The following is a 17,663-nucleotide window of genomic DNA, read 5'->3' as shown; positions in this document are numbered from 1 at the left end:
CGGCATACACCTCTTATTATCTAGCTTGTTTTAAAGTAAAAACTTGATTTAATTTTTCAACGGTTTCTTTATAACTAGATGGTTCGTCTACCTTTTGAACTAAAAAGTTTTTAATGATTCCTTGAAGTTCGATAGCTTGATCCACTTTTGGATTGGTTCCTACTTTGTAGGCTCCAATATCTATTAAATCTTTCGCATCTGCATAAATTGCTAAGTTTTCTTTTAACTTACCAGCTTGTTCGTTTTGTTCTTTTGGTACAATACTTTTCATTAAACGGCTTAAACTTTGTTGGATGTCTATTGCTGGATAATGGTTTTCACCAGCAATTTTCCTAGATAGCACCACATGGCCATCTAATATCCCTCTCACTGCGTCAGCAATAGGCTCATTCATGTCGTCACCTTCTACTAAAACAGTATAAAAGGCAGTTATAGAACCCTTATCTGACATACCACTTCTTTCCAATAAACGAGGTAGCATCGCGAAAACTGATGGCGTATAACCTTTCGATGTTGGTGGCTCTCCTGTAGCTAACCCAATCTCTCGTTGTGCCATCGCAAAACGTGTGACTGAATCCATCATTAAGATCACTTTTTTTCCTTGATCACGGTAATACTCTGCTACTGCAGTTGCCACAAATGCACCTTTAAGTCTAACTAAGGGTGGTTGGTCTGATGTGGCGCATACAATAACTGATTTTTTGGAGCCTTCAGGACCTAAATCATTTTCAATAAATTCAGTTACCTCACGCCCACGCTCGCCAATTAAGCCAATAACAATAACATCTGCTTCACAGTTTCTAGCAATCATACCTAGTAGAGTACTCTTACCCACACCACTTCCGGCGAAAATTCCTAAACGTTGACCTTCACCCACAGTAAGAATGCCATCAATCGCTTTGACACCTGTACTCATAACGTCTTCAATTCGTCTTCTTTTGAAAGGATCTGGTGATTCTTGATCTACTGGGTATTTTTTCCCGTTAGAAATTTCTTCACCCGTTAAGACTCGTCCTAACCCATCAAGTGTTTTACCTAATAGGTCATCATTGATTTCAACTTCCAGTGCTGATCCAGTTGGTCGAACTAAGCAACCAGGTCCAATTCCATTTAACTCATCTAATGGCATTAATAAAACTGTTTTATTAATGAATCCTACTACCTCGGCAAGCACTATTTTTTTAGTTTTCGAGATTTCTATTTCACAAACTTCACCAACAAAAACATCCAAACCTTCAACTTTGATGATTAAACCAACTACCTGACTAACTTTACCTAATACTGTAGCGTAACTTTTTTTAGATAACCGATTTTTCACAACTCTGAGTGGTTCAAAATTATTCATATGGACCTTCTTTCGTTAATTCTGCTAGCATCTGGTCTAATTGTTTGCGAAGTTGTAAATCAATTACTTCATAATTAGTCTCAATGACACAACCATTTTTTTCTAATGACTCATCTACTAATACTGCAAATTTCATATCACTGAATGTATCTTTAAGATCATTCATATAATTTTTAGTATTCTCTAAATTAGCTTTAGGAACATAAACAGTAATAAAATTGTCTGCTTTTTCAAGTTTATTAATAATTGGATCAAGTAAAAATTTTAAATCTGTTTCAGAAAGACTTAATTCTCGATTAATAATTGTTTCAGCCATAATCGTCGCTAACTCAATAAATTCATGTTGATTATTCTTTTGATAAAGTCTCATTTCTTCTCGTGCTTGTTCAATCACTTGATTAGCATTTTCTTTTAAATGATTCGCTTCTTTTTTACCTGCTTCGTATCCATTTTCAAGACCAGATTCGTAACCATCTTTTTGTCCTTCTTTTAATCCTTCTTGATAGGCTTCTTCTTTTAGAGCTTCTCCTTCAAGTTTAGCTTGCTCTAAAACTTGTTGTTTCATTTCTCTTAATTCAGTAAAAAATTTATCTCTTTCTTTTTTAAAAACTGTTTTTAAATGCTTTTTATTATTTTCTAAATCCATCATGAACAGTTTAAATTGATGTTGCTGATGATGGTTTAGAGCATAATTTTCTTTTAGTATCTTATTTTCTTCCTCGCTTAAAGGAGCTGGTTCTTTTTTTTTAATGGTATAAGAAGTTTCAATCTTTCTGACTTTTTTTTCTTCAACCATCTCTGATGATTTATAAAAATTATGAGATGACAGCATCTTGATCTCCTCTTCCTATATAAATTTCACCTTGCTCATCTAGCTTACGAATAATTGCAACAATATTTTGTTGTGCTTCTTCAACAGCTGATAAACGAGCTGGTCCTAAGAATTGTAAATCTTCTTTTAGCATTTCTACAGAACGAGAACTTTGATTACTGTAAATGAATTCCTTGATATTTTCAGTTGCTCCTTTAAGAGCCATAACCAGAACATCATGGTTAACTTCACGAAGAACTTTTTGAACATCTGATTTTTCAAGAATAGTAATATCTTCAAAGGTAAATAGATTAGCTTTAACTTCTTCAGATAATTGTGGTTGGCGTTTTTCAAGTTCACTAATAATATTTTTCTCTGTACTTCTACCAACAGAGTTTAAGATATCTACCAGTGTATTCACTCCACCAACATTCTCAGCTTCATTCTCAACAAAATTAGAGAATTTATTCTCAATTACTTTCTCAATTTTTTCAATAATAATTGGGGAAGTACTAGAAATCGTTCCAATTCTTTCAGCAATCTCAGATTGTCTGTTTTCTGGGAAATTTGCTAAAACGTCTGCGGCTTTATCAGGTTGCATGTAACACAATATTAAAGCGACAGTTTGAGAAGCTTCACCTAATAAAATATTAGTTAACTGTTGTGGGTCAGCTTTTCTCGCGATATCAAATGGACGTTTTCTTAATTGGATTTGGTTAAGAACCCCGATAACTTCATTTGCTTTGTGAGCACCTAAAGCTTTGTTTAATAAATCAGCGGCGTAATTCATTCCCCCATCAATCACATGGCCTCTTGCTGCTGACATTGTAATAAATTCATCGATTACTGCATCTCTATCTTTTTCATCTACAAAATCGATATTAGCAATTTCATAACTAATTTTTTGAATATGCTTCTCAGGTAATAACTTCATTATTGAAGCGGCTGTTTCAGTTCCTAGGGAAATCAATAAAAGAGCTGCTTTTCTTGTTCCATCTACATTTTCCATTGATTCACCTACTCATCTTTCATCCAAACTTTAATTAAATCCGCTGCTACCTCAGGATTCTCTTTTGCATAACGTCTTGCTTGTTCTTTCTTATCGATTGTTTTTACAACTGCATCTTTTTCGAAATCTTCTTCTTCCATAGAACTTAAAGATAATTTTTCCATTGGCTTAGGATATTCCTTTTCTTCTACTTTTATTGTTGGTTCGACTTCAGTTGGTTCTGTTTCTACAATTGTTTTCGTTACATCCAATGCTTCATATTCTGCAAATTCCGCATCTTCTTTTCTCTTATTCTTAATAGCTAAGTAAGTACCAATAGCAATTGTAATAATTAAAACAGCAATGATTGCAATTGTAATTGGATTTAAGAATAAATCACTCAAGCTACGTCCTTTATTAATAACTTCTTCTTTCACTTCTGTATCAGGCGTTGTAAAAGTCATCCCTTGAATCGTTATTTGATCCCCACGCTCACGGTCATAACCAACTGCTGATTGAACTAACGATTCAATTTGGTTCTTTTCTTGAACAGAAAGGTTTTCGTTTATTAAAACAGAAGCCGTTACACGTTTAACAACACCAGGTGCATTTAACACTTTTGTTGTTTCTGTATCAAGCTCATTGTTGATAATATGGTTATAGTTCTTACCATTAGCTCCATCTGTCCCAATGACATTTGAAACATTATCCTCGACATTGCCACCTTCGATTTTTTGAGTATCAATACCTGCTCCATCTGAGCTGGCATGTATTTCTTCACTTCTCGTCTTAGGATCATCATATGTCACAGTTGTTTTTTCAATTGAATCAAAATCTAAATCTACATTAACTGCCACATTGATTTTATCTTCAGAGAATAGTGTTCCAAGTAAATCATTTGTTTTTTCTTCCATTCTTACTTCAATATCATCTTTTAACTTTTGATATTTTCCTGCTAAATCTGTCGAACTGATATCTTTATTTTCATTTAAAATATCAGAAAGGACATTTCCTTGCTCATCAACAATTTTTATATTTTTCTGAGGTAAATTTTCAACAGCACCACTTGCTAATGAAGCGATTCCTTTGATAGCCTCTTCACTTAATCCTTGATTGGGTTTTAACTTTAGAATAATTGAAGCTGATGCTTCCTTATTTTTTTCTTCAAAAATACTTTTGTTAGGTGTTACTAACATGACTTTGGCTTCTTTAACAGCCTCTAAAGATTCAATAGCTCTTTGTAATTCACCAGTAACTGCTCGTTGGTACATTACTTTCCTATCTTCATCTGTTGCCATCATATTTTTTTGGTCAAATATTTCAAATCCAGTTGATTTATTTGGAAGTTGATCTTCAACGGCTAAGTCGATTCGGATCTTATCAATCTCTGTTGCTTCGACTAAAACTTTACTTCCATTATCTTCTAACTTATATTTCACGCCACGTTCTTCTAAGTTTTTTGTGATATTTCCTGAATCAACATCTGACAAATCAGAAAACAAAACGGCATAATTTGTTTTGTTATTCATAATAGTTGAGAAACCAATAATTAGTATTAAGCTGACTGAAGCTAAAATAATACTAATCTTTGCTAATCGACCTAAATTTTTCCACTTCTCAACGACAGTATCTTTCAGCTCCTGTACTTTTTCCATCTACTACTTCATTTCCCTTCGCCATTCAATTAAAATTGCATGTTTTTGATTTCGTTGTATGATTCCACACATTTATTTCTCACTTGAACGGCTGTCTGTAAAACGAGTTGAGACTTGTTCATATCAATCATTGCTGTGTGCATATTATCCAATTCACCTGTAATTAATTTTTCAATATTATTACTGCTATTAGCAACTTCTTTATCTACTTTATTAATAGCCTCTGATAAATAATTTGAAAACTCACTTTCTTGAGTTGTTTCTTCTGTTAATTTATTTTGAGACGTTGCTCCAAAAGCTTCTTTTAATTGGGTTTGATAATCTTTGATAGCATTACCATGTTGACTAATTATATTATCCATTTTTTACTTCCTTTCTATATAATGGGGATTAATCTTTTGAAATTTCAAGTGCTTTTCTCATCATCGCTTTACTTGATTCAAAAGCTGTTACGTTTGCTTCATATGTTCTTAGTGTATTCATCATGTTAATCATCTCATCGCTTAAATTAACATTCGGCAGTTCAACATACCCTTCTTCATCAGCATCAGGATGATCTGGCTGATAAATGGTCTTAGTATCTTGATCTTCTCGAATACCTGTTGTTCTAACCCCGAAACTTTTTTTCTGTTGACTGCCAGTTTCTTTTCTCAAAGATTCTTGAAAAGTGACTGTCTTTCTTTTATAAGCTCCGCCTTCTTCTGTTCTTGTTGTATTAACATTAGCGATATTTGTTGATATCGTGTCTAATTTCATTCTCTCCAAGGTCAATCCACTTGTATTGATATTAAAGGAATCAAATACACCCATTTTATTCACTCCTTACTATTAATGATTGATTACATAATTTAATTGTGAAAGTTCGTGGCTAACCTGTCTCTGTAGAGCACTGTAATAAAGCTCATTGACAACCTTCTCACTCATCTCATAGTCTAAATCTACATTGTTTCCATTATCTTTTATTGAAGTATTTGTTTTTTTAGCAATCTCTGGATTTAAATTTTTATAACCATTAATGAACAAGTGCTTATCATCTGTTCTTACTAAACCTAAGTCATCTGTTCCTTTAGCTTGTTTTAGCTTTTCCTCAAATACAACTCTTTCAACTTTGTATCCTGGTGTATTAATATTTGAAATATTATTTGAAATTGTTTTTTGCCTCAAGTCAGAAGCATCCATTGCCATATTTAACATATTCACATTGTTAAAAGTCATTTTTTCTCCTTACTAATTCTGATAAAGTTGAATTAAAATAACATCGTTTTTTTAATTCAATAACAATTTATTTATTTTTTTATTTCTATTAATATATTTAACCATCAAAATTATTATTAAAATAATTATTAACATCTAATAACTAGACGTTAATTAATGAACTAATAGATAATTTAAAATAAATAAAACGTAAAATAAACCGATATAAGTCTATAAGTGATAAATAGTATATTAGCGATTTGTGATTCAGAATTCATTTTATTTTTTTAATGTAGTTTAAATAACTATTTAAATATATCCTACTTTTTTATAAATTACAATGAGTTTTCGATATTAAAACACCTAAAATGAATATTTTCTCATTTTTTTTGATTTTTTCTATTAATATTTGTTAGAATTGTACCGATAACAATAAATGTAGTATTTTTATAATGTGAATTTATAATCAATGAAACAATATAAAATATTTTCTTTATTTTTACACAAATAAAATAGGTTAGGTGATTAGAAATGGATATCTTTTTATTATTAGGAATTATTATGGGGTTTGTCTCTGTTGTGGTGGGTATGATTGTAAAAGGTGCTGACGTTATGGTACTGCTAAACCCTGCTGCGATTATTATTATTGGTGTAGGTACGTTAGCTGCTCTTGTTAATTCATTTCCAAGTAGTGATATTAAGAGACTTCCAAAAATATTCGGCGTTCTTTTTAAGCCTGACACCGGATCATCTTCTAAAGAGCTAGTTGATACGATTATGACCCTTGCTCAAAAAGCTCGACAAGAAGGTATATTAGCCCTTGAAACCACAGTTGATCAATTAGAACCTTCTTTTTTAAAGAATGGTATGGAGATGGTTGTCGATGGTGTTGCTGTAGAACAAATTGAAGAAACCTTACATAATGAAATATCAGCCCTTGAAGAACGTCACCGAGTGGGTTCAAGTATGTTAAAAATTGCCGGTTCTTCTTCTCCTACTCTAGGAGTATTAGGAGCCGTAATCGGATTAATCGGAGCACTTGGTAATTTAAACGATATTGATGCCCTTGGACATATGATTTCTGCGGCCTTTGTAGCGACTCTTTACGGAATTTTCTTTGGATATGTGCTTCTTATTCCTTTTGGAACTCGTTTAAACCGTAAATCTGATGCCGAAGTTCAAAATATGTTAATAGCTGTGGAAGGTATTATTGCCATTCAGGCTGGCCATAATCCAAATACAATTGAAAGAAAACTTGAAGCTATGTTAGATCCAAATGATAAAAATGATCGCAAGTAATTTATATAGAAAGTTGTCGTGAATTTATGAAAAAAAGACCAAAAAAAGTAGAAGAACCCGTCGATGAGGGGTGGCTACTTCCTTATGCCGACATGTTAACCTTACTTTTGGCTTTATTTATCGTAATGTTTGCTATGGCAAAAACGGATGATTCAAAAATAGAACAATTAGGCAATGAATTCAGTATTATTTTTTCAGGAAAAGATCCTAGTGGAAGTGATGGTATTCTCCCAGGACATCCACCAAAAAAAGAAGCTGAAAAAGAGGACAAAACTGAAGAAAAACAAGTCAAAAAAAACGATAAAAATAAAAAGTCAAAAAAAGAAGATCAAGAAGCTGAAGAGTTAAAAGAAAAACAATCAGACGTTGAAAGGATGCAATCTGTTGGAGATAATATCAAAGAGGATTTAACCAAAGAAGGTTTTGGCGAAGACATTGACGTTGATTTAGAACAAGATGGTTTACGAATTGCTATTAAAAGTGGTTTGTTATTTGCTCCAGGAAGTGCCGCTGTGACTGATGAGGTTGAAGAGTTACTAAAAAAAATTGCTGAGTCACTTACCGATTTAGACAACGATATTATTGTCGCCGGATATACGGATAACGTGCCAAATAACACAACAGAGTTTTCTTCTAACTGGGAACTTAGTTCTGCACGAGCTATGGCAGTTATGAAACAATTAGTTAAACATCACGGTATTGAAGAAGACCGTGTTTCTGTTCAAGCTTACGGTGAATTCAAACCTAAAGTTCCAAATAATAATGATGAAAACAGAGCGAAAAACAGACGTGTTGAAATTTTTGTTGTTAAAAAAAATCGTGACTAAAAAAGCAGATAAATCAATTAATTGATTTATCTGCTTTTTATTTTAGTTCTTCAAAAATAGCTACCACTGTACCATCTTTTTGCTTAGAAGCACTCACAAGAGTTAATTTTTTACCTTCATATTTAGAAACTAAATAACTTTCATCCTCTTGTTTAGTTTTATTTAATTCTTCAAAAGAATCATACGATTCAACCAAGTCATATTTTTTTAATAACTCTTTTGTTTCACCATCAATTTTAGCGAATTCTTCGTCATTAATCTCTTCTACAGCGATTGATCCAGTATCTTTTGCTACAACATCAGGTGTTTTGGTTTTAACAAACTCATTAAAAACAAAATAACCCCCACCTGCAACAATAGCTAACATTACCAATAATGAAAAGAATTTTTTCATAATTTCACCTCTAGTTTGATTGACTTTCCTTAAATCCTGTAACTATTTTATCCATTTGTTCATAAAGTGGTTGAATTGGAACAAAACGCGCTTGACGCATATATTCTTTCCCTTCCACAAAAAGAAGCACAACTGGTACAGTCATAATAGAATATTCTCCAGCTACTTCAGGTACATCATTTGTATCAACTTCTATGAAATTGACATCTCCCTCAAACTCTTTTAATTTTTGATCAATTTGAGGTTTTAAACCATGACATACACTACAGTCTGGATGTCCAAAATAGACAAATGAAAAACGAGACTCATTAATATTTTGATTAAGTTCAGTCATATTATTTATTTTTTTAAACATATTAATCCCCTCTCTACTTACTTATTGTATATAAATTGGTAAGTTTATCCAAGGATTATGTCTTATTATAACATACCATGATGGGTTTGAAGTTTTTCAATTATATTATTTTCTAAAAACCAATCTAATACACTCAGTGATTGAAATAATGAAAGTTCTTTATTTTCACAATTCAATTTTCCTTTTATTTCATTCAACCAAGTCGATATCAAAGAGGATTCAAGTTTTTCAATGTTAAATTGATAAAACTCCTCACTAATTTTACAATATTCCATATCACATAAGGCTTCCAAAAATAAATCGGGTTTATTAACTGGAATTAATTTTCCCTTCTCCATTCGTCTTAACTTTCTATCACAATAGTTCATAAAATACTCTGGATTAATGTCTCCTAATCTATCTCTCAATTGAATAAATTGCTCTGGTAAATCACTTTGATTTCGAGTTAAATAATTAAAATAATCTGATATATTGTGGCTATAATAAGGGACATAGGTTCCTAACGAGACATACGTTGTTCTTTTACCTTCAACTTTTGTTATTCGCGTGGGGTAACTTAACAGTCTTTTAGCTAATTCAGTATCTTCATAAAGGACTATTTGGTTGCTGATTTCATCTAAAAACAAATGATAGATAAAATCAAAAGTACTGATATCTAACTTGTTTACCAACTGACGTACTTCTTTTATTTGACTATCTAACAGATGTGTTACTTGTTCAAAGGTCTGTTGCTGCTGTTCTCCCGTAACAATCGGAAAGCCTAATTGATACTTACCATGGTGTCTTTTGATTAAGCCAATCCCCACTAAATCATCAATAAAAGAATCTTCAAGAGATTCTTCCGAAAAATGTCTTTTTATTTCTCTTAAAGTAGGAGATTCAAGTTTTTTTTCATCTAAAAAAGAGATTAATTTTTCACACCTATCATCACTCAACAAATCCATCTCAACTGCTTTAAAGGTGTCATTATTCATTTTTATCAACATAGCTATAACTCCTTAAAAAAGCTTCCAAGAATAATTCTTGGAAGCTTAAATTTTTAACTAAACGCTTTAGTTAACTGTGGTACTACTTGTTTCTTACGTGAGACAACACCTTCTAAGAAGGCTTGATTGTTTGTTAAAGTAACTCCAAAAGCTTCTTCAACTTTTTCTTTAGGCTGTCCAACAACTAATGCAACTGAATTACTATCTAAAATATTAGTAATCACTAAAACAAACATATCAAAATTTTTTACTTCATTTTGCTTAGCCATCTCAGCTTCAAGTTCAGCTTGACGTCCTAATACATCTTGGACATCTACAGTATTTACTTGTCCAATACGTAAGTTTTTGTCGCCCATTGGGAAAGTTTTAGCATCCCCATCAATTAATTGTAGAGCTGTTTTGTCACTTAAGTTAGTACCAGCTTTTAACATATCTAAACCATAAACATCTACATCAACTTCTGCAATTTCAGCTAATTCTTTAGCTGCTTTTACATCTTGTTCTGTGCAAGTTGGAGATTTAAATAATAATGAGTCAGAAACAATAGCAGATAACATTAAGCCAGCAATTTCTTTTGGAATCTCAATGCTATGTTCTTTATATAATTTTAAAATAATTGTATTAGTACACCCAACTGGCTCAGCTCGGTAAAATAGTGGATTCGCTGTTTCAAAATTAGCAATTCTGTGGTGATCTACAACTGCTAAAACTTCTAAATCTTTAATATCAGAAACACTTTGCTGTGCTTCATTGTGGTCAACTAACATAACTTGGTTAGTTTCTGAACCTGCTGATTCAATAACGCGAGGAGCTTTTACATTAAAGTAATTTAGAGCATATGCTGTTTCTTCGTTAACTTCACCTAAAGCAACTGCTTCTGCTTCCACTCCTAATTGGTTTTGTAAATACGCAAATGAGATAGCAGATGTAATCGCATCTGTATCAGGGTTTTGATGGCCAAAAACTAATACTTTTGACATAATAATAATTCCTCCAATAACAATATCATATGTTGATATTATAACATAAAAAATAAATTCCCAAAGTTTTTTAAGAAATTAATTTCAAACCAACTGCTGCAATTAATATTAAAGAAATAAAGAAAATTCGTTTAGCATCTTTTGGCTCTTTATAAATGACAATTCCTAAAATCGCTCCACCAGATGCACCAATCCCAGTCCAAACAGCATAGGCTGTACTCATTGGGAGCTGCTCAATTGAATAGGATAGTAAAATAAAGCTTAGAGCAAACATTCCTATTAATTTAGCCAAATTTTTCTTCGTTTTATTATTTACATACTGATTGATACTATTAACGCCTAACATTTCAAAAATACCTGCAAAAACTAAACTAATCCATGCCATAGTTTATTTCTCCCCTTCCTTGCTTTTGTCATCAGATGACATTTTTAAGCCAATTACACCGACTAATAGTAAAGCAACAAACACAATTGTCATAGCACTAACTGGTTGTTTAAACACTAAAGCATCCACTAAAATGGTCCCTGTTGTTCCTAAACCAACAAACACAGCATAAACTGTTCCAACAGGTAGTTTTTCTCCTGCTTTAATCATTAAATAAAAACTTACAAAAATGGCAATAAGTGTGCCTCCCCATTCCAAAGGATTTGAAGCATGTTTCAATCCAATTACCCACATAACTTCAAAAACTGCTGCAATGACAATTGATAGCCAACTGCGATTCATACAAAATTCCTCCCTCTCATAAGAAAAAGCCTAAGAGACCGTTAAAAACGTATCTCCCAGGCTTTTGTCCCTCCGTGTTTCGTAGATTTCTCTACGAGCTTACTCTCGGACCAGACTAATGCGTATGAAACATTACGGAACCCTAGTAAGTACTTTTTATTAATATCATTCGATTATAGCATGCTGATTTCTTACTTCAAGTTTTTTACTTTTTTGCTCATTAAATTCTTACATACTTGTCAATTAAACAAAAAGAAACTGAAAATCCAGTTTCTTATCTTGTTTGATATTTTGTATAATCTTGAATGTGCAATAAATCTTGCGCATTTTTCACACGATCTGATGTCGGTGGCTCAATCCCTTCAAGCGGATATTTTAGACCAAGCTCTTCCCATTTGTATTTACCCATTGTGTGATAAGGTAAAATTTCTACTTTATCAACATTGTTTAATGTTTTAATAAATTCATCTAGACGAACTAAATACTCATCATAGTCACTTCTGAAAGGAACAAGTACGTGTCTAATCCAAACGGGTTTATCAATATCAGATAAATGTTTAGCCATCTCCAAAATATTGTCATTTGGATTTTTAGTAAGTTTTTTATGAGCTTCGTTATCAATATGCTTAATATCAAATAATAATAAATCAGTATACTTCATTAATTCATTAAATTGACTGAAAAAAGGCTCTTCATAAGTGAAAGGACGTCCACACGTATCAATGGTTGTATGAATTCCTTTAGCTTTAGCTTTTTTAAATAAGTCGGTAATAAATTCAGGTTGAAGTAAAGGTTCTCCACCACTTATGGTAATGCCACCTTTTTCGCCCCAATATTTTTGATAACGTAAAGCTTCTTCTAAAATTTCATCGGTTGACACTTCACGCCCACCGTTGATTTTCCAAGTATCTGGGTTATGACAAAATTCACATCTCATGCGACAACCTTGCATAAAAACGATAAATCTAACTCCCGGTCCGTCTACAGTACCAAAATTTTCAGTTGAATGAATTCTTCCCATTACTTTTTCTGTCATCGTCTACCATTCCTTATTTAAAAAAGAGATGACCGAAAAGCCACCAGTCATCTCTTTAGTTATTATTTTTACATTCTACTATGTGAAGTTCTAGCGATAACGTCAGCTTGTTGTTCCGCAGTTAAGTCACGGAATTTAACAGCATAACCAGAAACACGAATTGTAAGGTTAGGATATTTTTCAGGATGCGCTTGAGCATCTAATAAAAGATCTGTTGTAAAGACGTTCACGTTTAAGTGATATCCGCCATTATCAAAGTAACCATCCATTACGTTTCTTAAGTTATCGATACGAGTTGTATCATCTTTACCTAAACCATTAGGATTAATCGTTTGAGTATTAGAAATACCATCTAATGCATTTGTATAGTCTAATTTAGCTGTTGAGTTTAATGAAGCTAATAAACCATTTTTCTCACCTAAGAATTTACCATCTTGGTAACTTGGGTTAGCACCTGGTGCTAATGGTTTACCTGCACGACGTCCGTCAGGTGTATTACCTGTAGCTTTACCATATACTACATTAGACGTAATTGTCAATAATGAAAGTGTTGGTGTTGAGTTACGGTAAGTATGTTGACGTTTGATTTGATCCATGAAGTATTCAACAATCCAGTTAGCCATTGCATCTGCTTCTTCATTATCATTTCCGTAAGTTGGGAATTCGTTTTGAGGCACATAGTCAATTGCCATACCATCTTCATCACGAATTACTTGTACGTTACCATGTTTAATTGCCATGATACTATCAGTTGCATGTGAGATACCTGCAATACCTGTAGCAAATGTACGTTTTAAATCTGATTCCATAAAGGCTAATTGTGGAGCTTCATAAGCATATTTATCATGCATGAAGTGGATAACATTTAATGTATTTACATATAATTCTGCTAACCAATCCATAATGTCTTTGTAACGTTCAATGAATTCATTGTAATCTAAAGTTTCGCCAGTCATTGGACGGAATTTAGGAGCAACTTGTGCTTTTGTTTTTTCATCCACACCACCATTGATTGCGTAAAGAACTGCTTTAGCTAAGTTAGCACGAGCTCCGAAGAATTGCATATCTTTACCCATTACAGTTGCAGATACACAACAAGCAATCGCACAATCATCTGATCCCCAGTTAGCGCGTAATAAGTCATCATTTTCAAACTGAATTGATGAGCTTTCTTTCGCAATTTTAGCTGAGTAAGTTCTGAAACCTTCTGGTAAATGTGAAGAATAAAGAACTGTTAAGTTAGGTTCTGGAGATGGTCCCATGTTTGTTAATGTATGTAGGATACGGAAATCACTCTTAGTTACTAATGAACGTCCGTCTAATCCCATACCAGCTAATGATAAAGTTGCCCAAATTGGATATCCTGAGAATAATTGGTTGTATTCAGGAGTACGAGCAAATTTAACCATACGTAATTTCATAATTAAGTGGTCAATCATTTCTTGCGCTTGGTTTTCTGTAATAACACCATTTTGTAAATCACGTTCGATATAAATATCTAAGAATGCTGATACACGTCCGATTGACATTGCCGCACCATTTTGTGATTTAATTGCTGCTAAATAACCAAAGTAAGTCCATTGAATTGCTTCTTGAGCGTTTTTAGCTGGTTCAGAAATATCAAAACCATAGTAAGTAGCCATTTCTTTAATGTCAGCAAGAGCTCTGATTTGTTCAGATACTTCTTCTCTTAAACGAATCACATCATCAGTCATTACTTTATTACCAATTAATGATAAATCTTTTTTCTTTTGAGCGATTAAGAAGTCAATTCCGTATAAAGCTAAGCGACGGTAATCACCGATTATACGTCCACGTCCGTATGCATCTGGAAGACCTGTAATAATTTTATTTTTACGAGCTGCTCTCATTTCTGGAGTGTAAGCATCGAATACACCTTGATTATGAGTTTTTCTCCAGTCAGTAAAGATTTTAGTCATTTCTTCGTCTGTTTCGTAACCATTCGCTACTAATGAATGATTAGCCATGTTAATACCACCATATGGCATGAAGGCTTGTTTTAATGGTACATCAGTTTGTAAACCGACAATTGTTTCTTCTTCTTTAATTAAATAACCTGGCTCATGAGATGTGATTGTACCTGGAATATTAGTATCCATATCATACACACCATTTTTCTCATGTTGCACTTCAAATAGTTCTTGTAATTTAGTCCATAATTTATCTGTGCTCTCTGCAGTTGGCTCTAAGAAACTGTCGTCACCTTTGTATTCTGTGTAGTTCTTTTGAATAAAATCTCTCACATCTACACTTGTACGCCATTTGTCGCCTTTAAATCCATCCCAATGTCCCATAATTGAGAAGCCTCCTTGTAATATTTCTTTTTTTAAAGTTTTAATGTAATATTTTTTACATGCTCAGTATAACACATACACAATAACTTTCAAGTGTTATAGTGAAAAAAATATTTAAGTTTTAATTTTTCTAAATAAACACCTTCATAAACCCTATAAATCAACATTTGAACATGTGAAACTATTTTTATTATCTGTTATAGTACATCTTATAACTGTATTATAACAGATAACGCTTTTTAGACAAACAAAAAGAAGTAGGCCACTAGCCTACTTCTTTAACAACTTATTTATTCATCTTGATCAGGTATAAATTTAACAATAACGTTACTTATACCACCTGCTGATTTTTCATCGATAACAAATGAACCATTCGATTGACGATCATTTATAGGAATCTCATTTAAATCAACTGTCACAACATGATTTGTTTCAGTTACTAACTCAACCACTTGATTTTCTTCGTTCTTTATAACTTTAAACACACGATGAGGGTTTGATTTTAACTCTCTTAAAACCATTAAACCACGCTTAGCTCTTCCAAGTTTACTTAATTCATTTACCTTCATTCGCTTAGCAGATCCTCTTTGAGTAATAATTGTAATACTCGCATCTTCATTTCGTTCTAAAACGATACTTCCAACGACAAAATCATCTTGTTTTAAGTTAATAGCTTTCACCCCAGCTGCTCTAGCACCTACTACTGGAACTTCTTCTAAATCATAGTATAAACCAAATGCAAGGTGTGTTACTAATAGAACTTCTTTAGTTTTTGAAGCATCTATTAAATCAGCAAAAATAATTTCATCTGTTTCTGTTTTTAGTTTCATACATAAAGTAGGACGACTCTTATAAGTACGCCACACATCGAAATCAGTCATTAGGGATTGTTTAATCATCCCTTCTTTTGTGACAAAAACAAAGTTCTTATCTGACATTTCTGTATATGGGAAGACAGAAACAATTGTTTCTCCCATTTCTAAAGATGTAATACTTAATGAGAAGTGCTCTCCTACGTCTTTCCATTTTTTATCAGCCAATTCGTGAACTGGACGATAAATCATGTTCCCTTTATTTGTGACAAACAATAAATGGTCATGAGTATTAAGCTGAGAAACAAAAATCAGCTCATCTGTTTCTTTCATTTCAATAGCATCTTCTTTTGAAGCACTGTATGATCTTATGCTACTACGTTTAACATAGCCCTCTTTTGTTACACTAACCATCACATCTTCTTGAGGAATTAATACTGCTGTTTCAATAGTGATTTCTGATATTTCATCTTCTAATTGAGTTAAACGAGGTGAATGATATTGTTTTTTCACTTCTCTTAATTCTTTTTTCAAGACATTTAGTAATTGTTTTTCATCATTTAAAATTAAAGTCAACGAAGCAATCAATTCTGCTAGTTCTTCATTTTCTTTTTCAAGTGCAGTTATATCGGTGTTAGTTAAACGATATAACTGAAGTGACACAATAGCTTCTGCTTGATTTTCAGTAAATGCGTATTCAGATACTAAATTCATTTTAGCGTCCTTTTTATCTTTACTACCTCTAATAGTAGCAATTACTTGATCTAAAATAGATAAAGCTTTTATCAGTCCACTAACGATGTGTTGACGATTACGCGCTTTATTCAAATCAAACTCACTGCGTTTTTTTATAACGTCTCTTCGGTGAGCAATATACGCCTCTAAAATAACTTTTAAGCCAACTTGTTCAGGTCGTAAATCATGAATCGCAACCATGTTGAAGTTGTAATTAATTTGTAAGTCAGTATTTTTGAAAAGGTAATTTAAAATCCCTGTCGAATCTACTTCTTTTTTCAACTCTACAACGATTCTAAGTCCTGTTCTATCACTTTCATCACGCACTTCAGAAATGCCTTCTAAACGTCGATTTAAACGTAATTCATCCATTTTTTTAACTAAGACTGCTTTATTTACCTCGTAAGGAATTTCAGTAATCACAATTTGTTCTCGACCAGCCTTTAAGGGCTCAATAGCGGTTTTAGAACGTAAAATAACTTTACCTTTACCTGTTTCATAAGCTCTCTTCAGTTCTTTTTTGCCTTGTAAGATACCACCAGTTGGAAAATCAGGACCTGGAACGAACTCCATTAATTTCTCAACTGAAGCATTAGGATGATCTACTAAATAAATAGTTCCATCAATAATTTCAGCTAAGTTATGTGTTGGGATTTCTGTTGCATATCCTGCTGAAATCCCTGTAGAACCATTTACTAAAAGGTTAGGGTATTTAGCTGGTAAAACAGTTGGTTCTTTTTCTGTATCATCAAAGTTCCATACAAAATCAACTGTTTCTTTTTCAATATCTTTCAGTAATTCACCACTTAATTCTGACAAACGTGCCTCTGTATAACGCATTGCAGCTGGTGGGTCACCGTCCATACTACCATTATTACCATGCATCTCAATTAAAGGATTTCGAAGTTTCCAATCTTGGCTCATACGAACCATCGCTTCATAAATACTACTATCACCATGAGGATGGTAATTACCCATGATATTACCTACAGATTTGGCAGACTTTCTAAAAGCTTTTTCAAAAGTATTACCATCTTTATTCATCGAATATAAAATTCGTCGTTGTACTGGTTTCAGGCCATCTCGAATATCTGGTAATGCTCGGTCTTGAATAATATATTTAGAATATCGTCCAAAACGGTCTCCCATAATTTCTTCAAGAGTTAGTTGTTGAATGCCTTTTCGTTCACTCATTCTTCATTCT

The 17,663-nt window shown here is 32.8% G+C and carries 18 protein-coding genes and 1 riboswitch; of the genes, 2 read left to right on the top strand and 16 right to left on the bottom strand.

Going from position 1 to position 17,663, the window contains the following annotated elements:
- Positions 1 to 16 precede the first annotated feature (16 nt).
- From fliI to flgB, 7 genes are read right to left on the bottom strand one after another with little or no spacing between them, the layout of a single operon-like run.
- A complete protein-coding gene (gene fliI, locus ACODH8_RS03170; RefSeq protein ID WP_332466206.1) occupies positions 17 to 1,345 on the bottom strand; it encodes a flagellar protein export ATPase FliI in 1,329 nt (442 codons plus the stop codon).
- On the bottom strand, positions 1,338 to 2,177 hold the full coding sequence (locus ACODH8_RS03165) for a FliH/SctL family protein (RefSeq protein WP_332466205.1): 840 nt from the start codon (positions 2,175 to 2,177) through the stop codon (positions 1,338 to 1,340). The genes fliI and ACODH8_RS03165 overlap by 8 nt, the downstream gene beginning before the upstream one ends.
- The gene (gene fliG / locus ACODH8_RS03160; protein WP_332466204.1) at positions 2,161 to 3,165 is read right to left on the bottom strand and encodes a flagellar motor switch protein FliG; all 1,005 of its coding nucleotides are present in this window, start codon (positions 3,163 to 3,165) and stop codon (positions 2,161 to 2,163) included. Before fliG ends, ACODH8_RS03165 begins: the two co-directional genes overlap by 17 nt.
- Before the next feature lie 8 nt (positions 3,166 to 3,173).
- Positions 3,174 to 4,799, bottom strand: a complete 1,626-nt coding sequence (gene fliF / locus ACODH8_RS03155) for a flagellar basal-body MS-ring/collar protein FliF (protein WP_332466203.1) — start codon at positions 4,797 to 4,799, stop codon at positions 3,174 to 3,176.
- A gap of 29 nt (positions 4,800 to 4,828) precedes the next feature.
- Positions 4,829 to 5,161, bottom strand: a complete 333-nt coding sequence (gene fliE, locus ACODH8_RS03150) for a flagellar hook-basal body complex protein FliE (RefSeq protein ID WP_332466202.1) — start codon at positions 5,159 to 5,161, stop codon at positions 4,829 to 4,831.
- A gap of 28 nt (positions 5,162 to 5,189) precedes the next feature.
- On the bottom strand, positions 5,190 to 5,609 hold the full coding sequence (gene flgC / locus ACODH8_RS03145; RefSeq protein WP_332466201.1) for a flagellar basal body rod protein FlgC: 420 nt from the start codon (positions 5,607 to 5,609) through the stop codon (positions 5,190 to 5,192).
- 18 nt (positions 5,610 to 5,627) lie between these two features.
- Positions 5,628 to 6,014: a flagellar basal body rod protein FlgB gene (gene flgB, locus ACODH8_RS03140; RefSeq protein WP_332466200.1), complete on the bottom strand. Its 387-nt coding sequence runs from the start codon at positions 6,012 to 6,014 to the stop codon at positions 5,628 to 5,630.
- A gap of 510 nt (positions 6,015 to 6,524) precedes the next feature.
- Between flgB and motA the strand changes: the two genes are divergently transcribed.
- Both motA and ACODH8_RS03130 read left to right on the top strand, forming a co-directional pair.
- Positions 6,525 to 7,292 (top strand): flagellar motor stator protein MotA, encoded by a 768-nt coding sequence (gene motA / locus ACODH8_RS03135; RefSeq protein ID WP_332466199.1) that lies wholly within the window; start codon positions 6,525 to 6,527, stop codon positions 7,290 to 7,292.
- Positions 7,293 to 7,318: 26 nt separating this feature from the next.
- Positions 7,319 to 8,119: a flagellar motor protein MotB gene (locus ACODH8_RS03130; RefSeq protein ID WP_332466198.1), complete on the top strand. Its 801-nt coding sequence runs from the start codon at positions 7,319 to 7,321 to the stop codon at positions 8,117 to 8,119.
- Positions 8,120 to 8,156: 37 nt separating this feature from the next.
- Here the strand turns inward: ACODH8_RS03130 and ACODH8_RS03125 are convergent, their stop codons facing one another.
- The 9 genes from ACODH8_RS03125 to parC all read right to left on the bottom strand — a co-directional run bounded on the left by ACODH8_RS03125 (position 8,157) and on the right by parC (position 17,653).
- Positions 8,157 to 8,513 carry a hypothetical protein gene (locus ACODH8_RS03125; RefSeq protein ID WP_332466197.1) on the bottom strand — a complete coding sequence of 119 codons (357 nt, stop codon included), beginning with the start codon at positions 8,511 to 8,513 and terminating at the stop codon, positions 8,157 to 8,159.
- Between the two features lie 10 nt (positions 8,514 to 8,523).
- Positions 8,524 to 8,868 carry a thioredoxin family protein gene (locus tag ACODH8_RS03120; RefSeq protein ID WP_332466196.1) on the bottom strand — a complete coding sequence of 115 codons (345 nt, stop codon included), beginning with the start codon at positions 8,866 to 8,868 and terminating at the stop codon, positions 8,524 to 8,526.
- 65 nt (positions 8,869 to 8,933) lie between these two features.
- The gene (locus ACODH8_RS03115; protein WP_332466195.1) at positions 8,934 to 9,854 is read right to left on the bottom strand and encodes a DUF1803 domain-containing protein; all 921 of its coding nucleotides are present in this window, start codon (positions 9,852 to 9,854) and stop codon (positions 8,934 to 8,936) included.
- A gap of 53 nt (positions 9,855 to 9,907) precedes the next feature.
- The gene (locus tag ACODH8_RS03110) at positions 9,908 to 10,834 is read right to left on the bottom strand and encodes a manganese-dependent inorganic pyrophosphatase (RefSeq protein ID WP_332466194.1); all 927 of its coding nucleotides are present in this window, start codon (positions 10,832 to 10,834) and stop codon (positions 9,908 to 9,910) included.
- Between the two features lie 70 nt (positions 10,835 to 10,904).
- Positions 10,905 to 11,219: a multidrug efflux SMR transporter gene (locus tag ACODH8_RS03105; RefSeq protein ID WP_332466193.1), complete on the bottom strand. Its 315-nt coding sequence runs from the start codon at positions 11,217 to 11,219 to the stop codon at positions 10,905 to 10,907.
- Between the two features lie 3 nt (positions 11,220 to 11,222).
- On the bottom strand, positions 11,223 to 11,561 hold the full coding sequence (locus ACODH8_RS03100) for a multidrug efflux SMR transporter (RefSeq protein ID WP_332466192.1): 339 nt from the start codon (positions 11,559 to 11,561) through the stop codon (positions 11,223 to 11,225).
- Between the two features lie 51 nt (positions 11,562 to 11,612).
- A riboswitch (guanidine-I (ykkC/yxkD leader) is annotated at positions 11,613 to 11,718 on the bottom strand.
- A 117-nt stretch (positions 11,719 to 11,835) separates the two neighbouring features.
- Entirely contained in the window at positions 11,836 to 12,597 is a 762-nt protein-coding gene (gene pflA, locus ACODH8_RS03095; protein WP_332466191.1) for a pyruvate formate-lyase-activating protein, read from the bottom strand.
- A 68-nt stretch (positions 12,598 to 12,665) separates the two neighbouring features.
- Positions 12,666 to 14,912, bottom strand: coding sequence for a formate C-acetyltransferase (pflB, locus tag ACODH8_RS03090; protein WP_332466190.1), 2,247 nt, complete (start codon positions 14,910 to 14,912; stop codon positions 12,666 to 12,668).
- Between the two features lie 290 nt (positions 14,913 to 15,202).
- Positions 15,203 to 17,653 carry a DNA topoisomerase IV subunit A gene (gene parC / locus ACODH8_RS03085; protein ID WP_332466189.1) on the bottom strand — a complete coding sequence of 817 codons (2,451 nt, stop codon included), beginning with the start codon at positions 17,651 to 17,653 and terminating at the stop codon, positions 15,203 to 15,205.
- Between the last annotated feature and the right edge of the window lie 10 nt (positions 17,654 to 17,663).

This window comes from Vagococcus fluvialis (assembly GCF_048815235.1).
In the GTDB taxonomy this organism is placed as follows: domain Bacteria; phylum Bacillota; class Bacilli; order Lactobacillales; family Vagococcaceae; genus Vagococcus.
The sequence above is the reverse complement of the archived record's forward strand: the minus strand, read 5'-3'. Positions and strand labels throughout refer to the sequence as shown.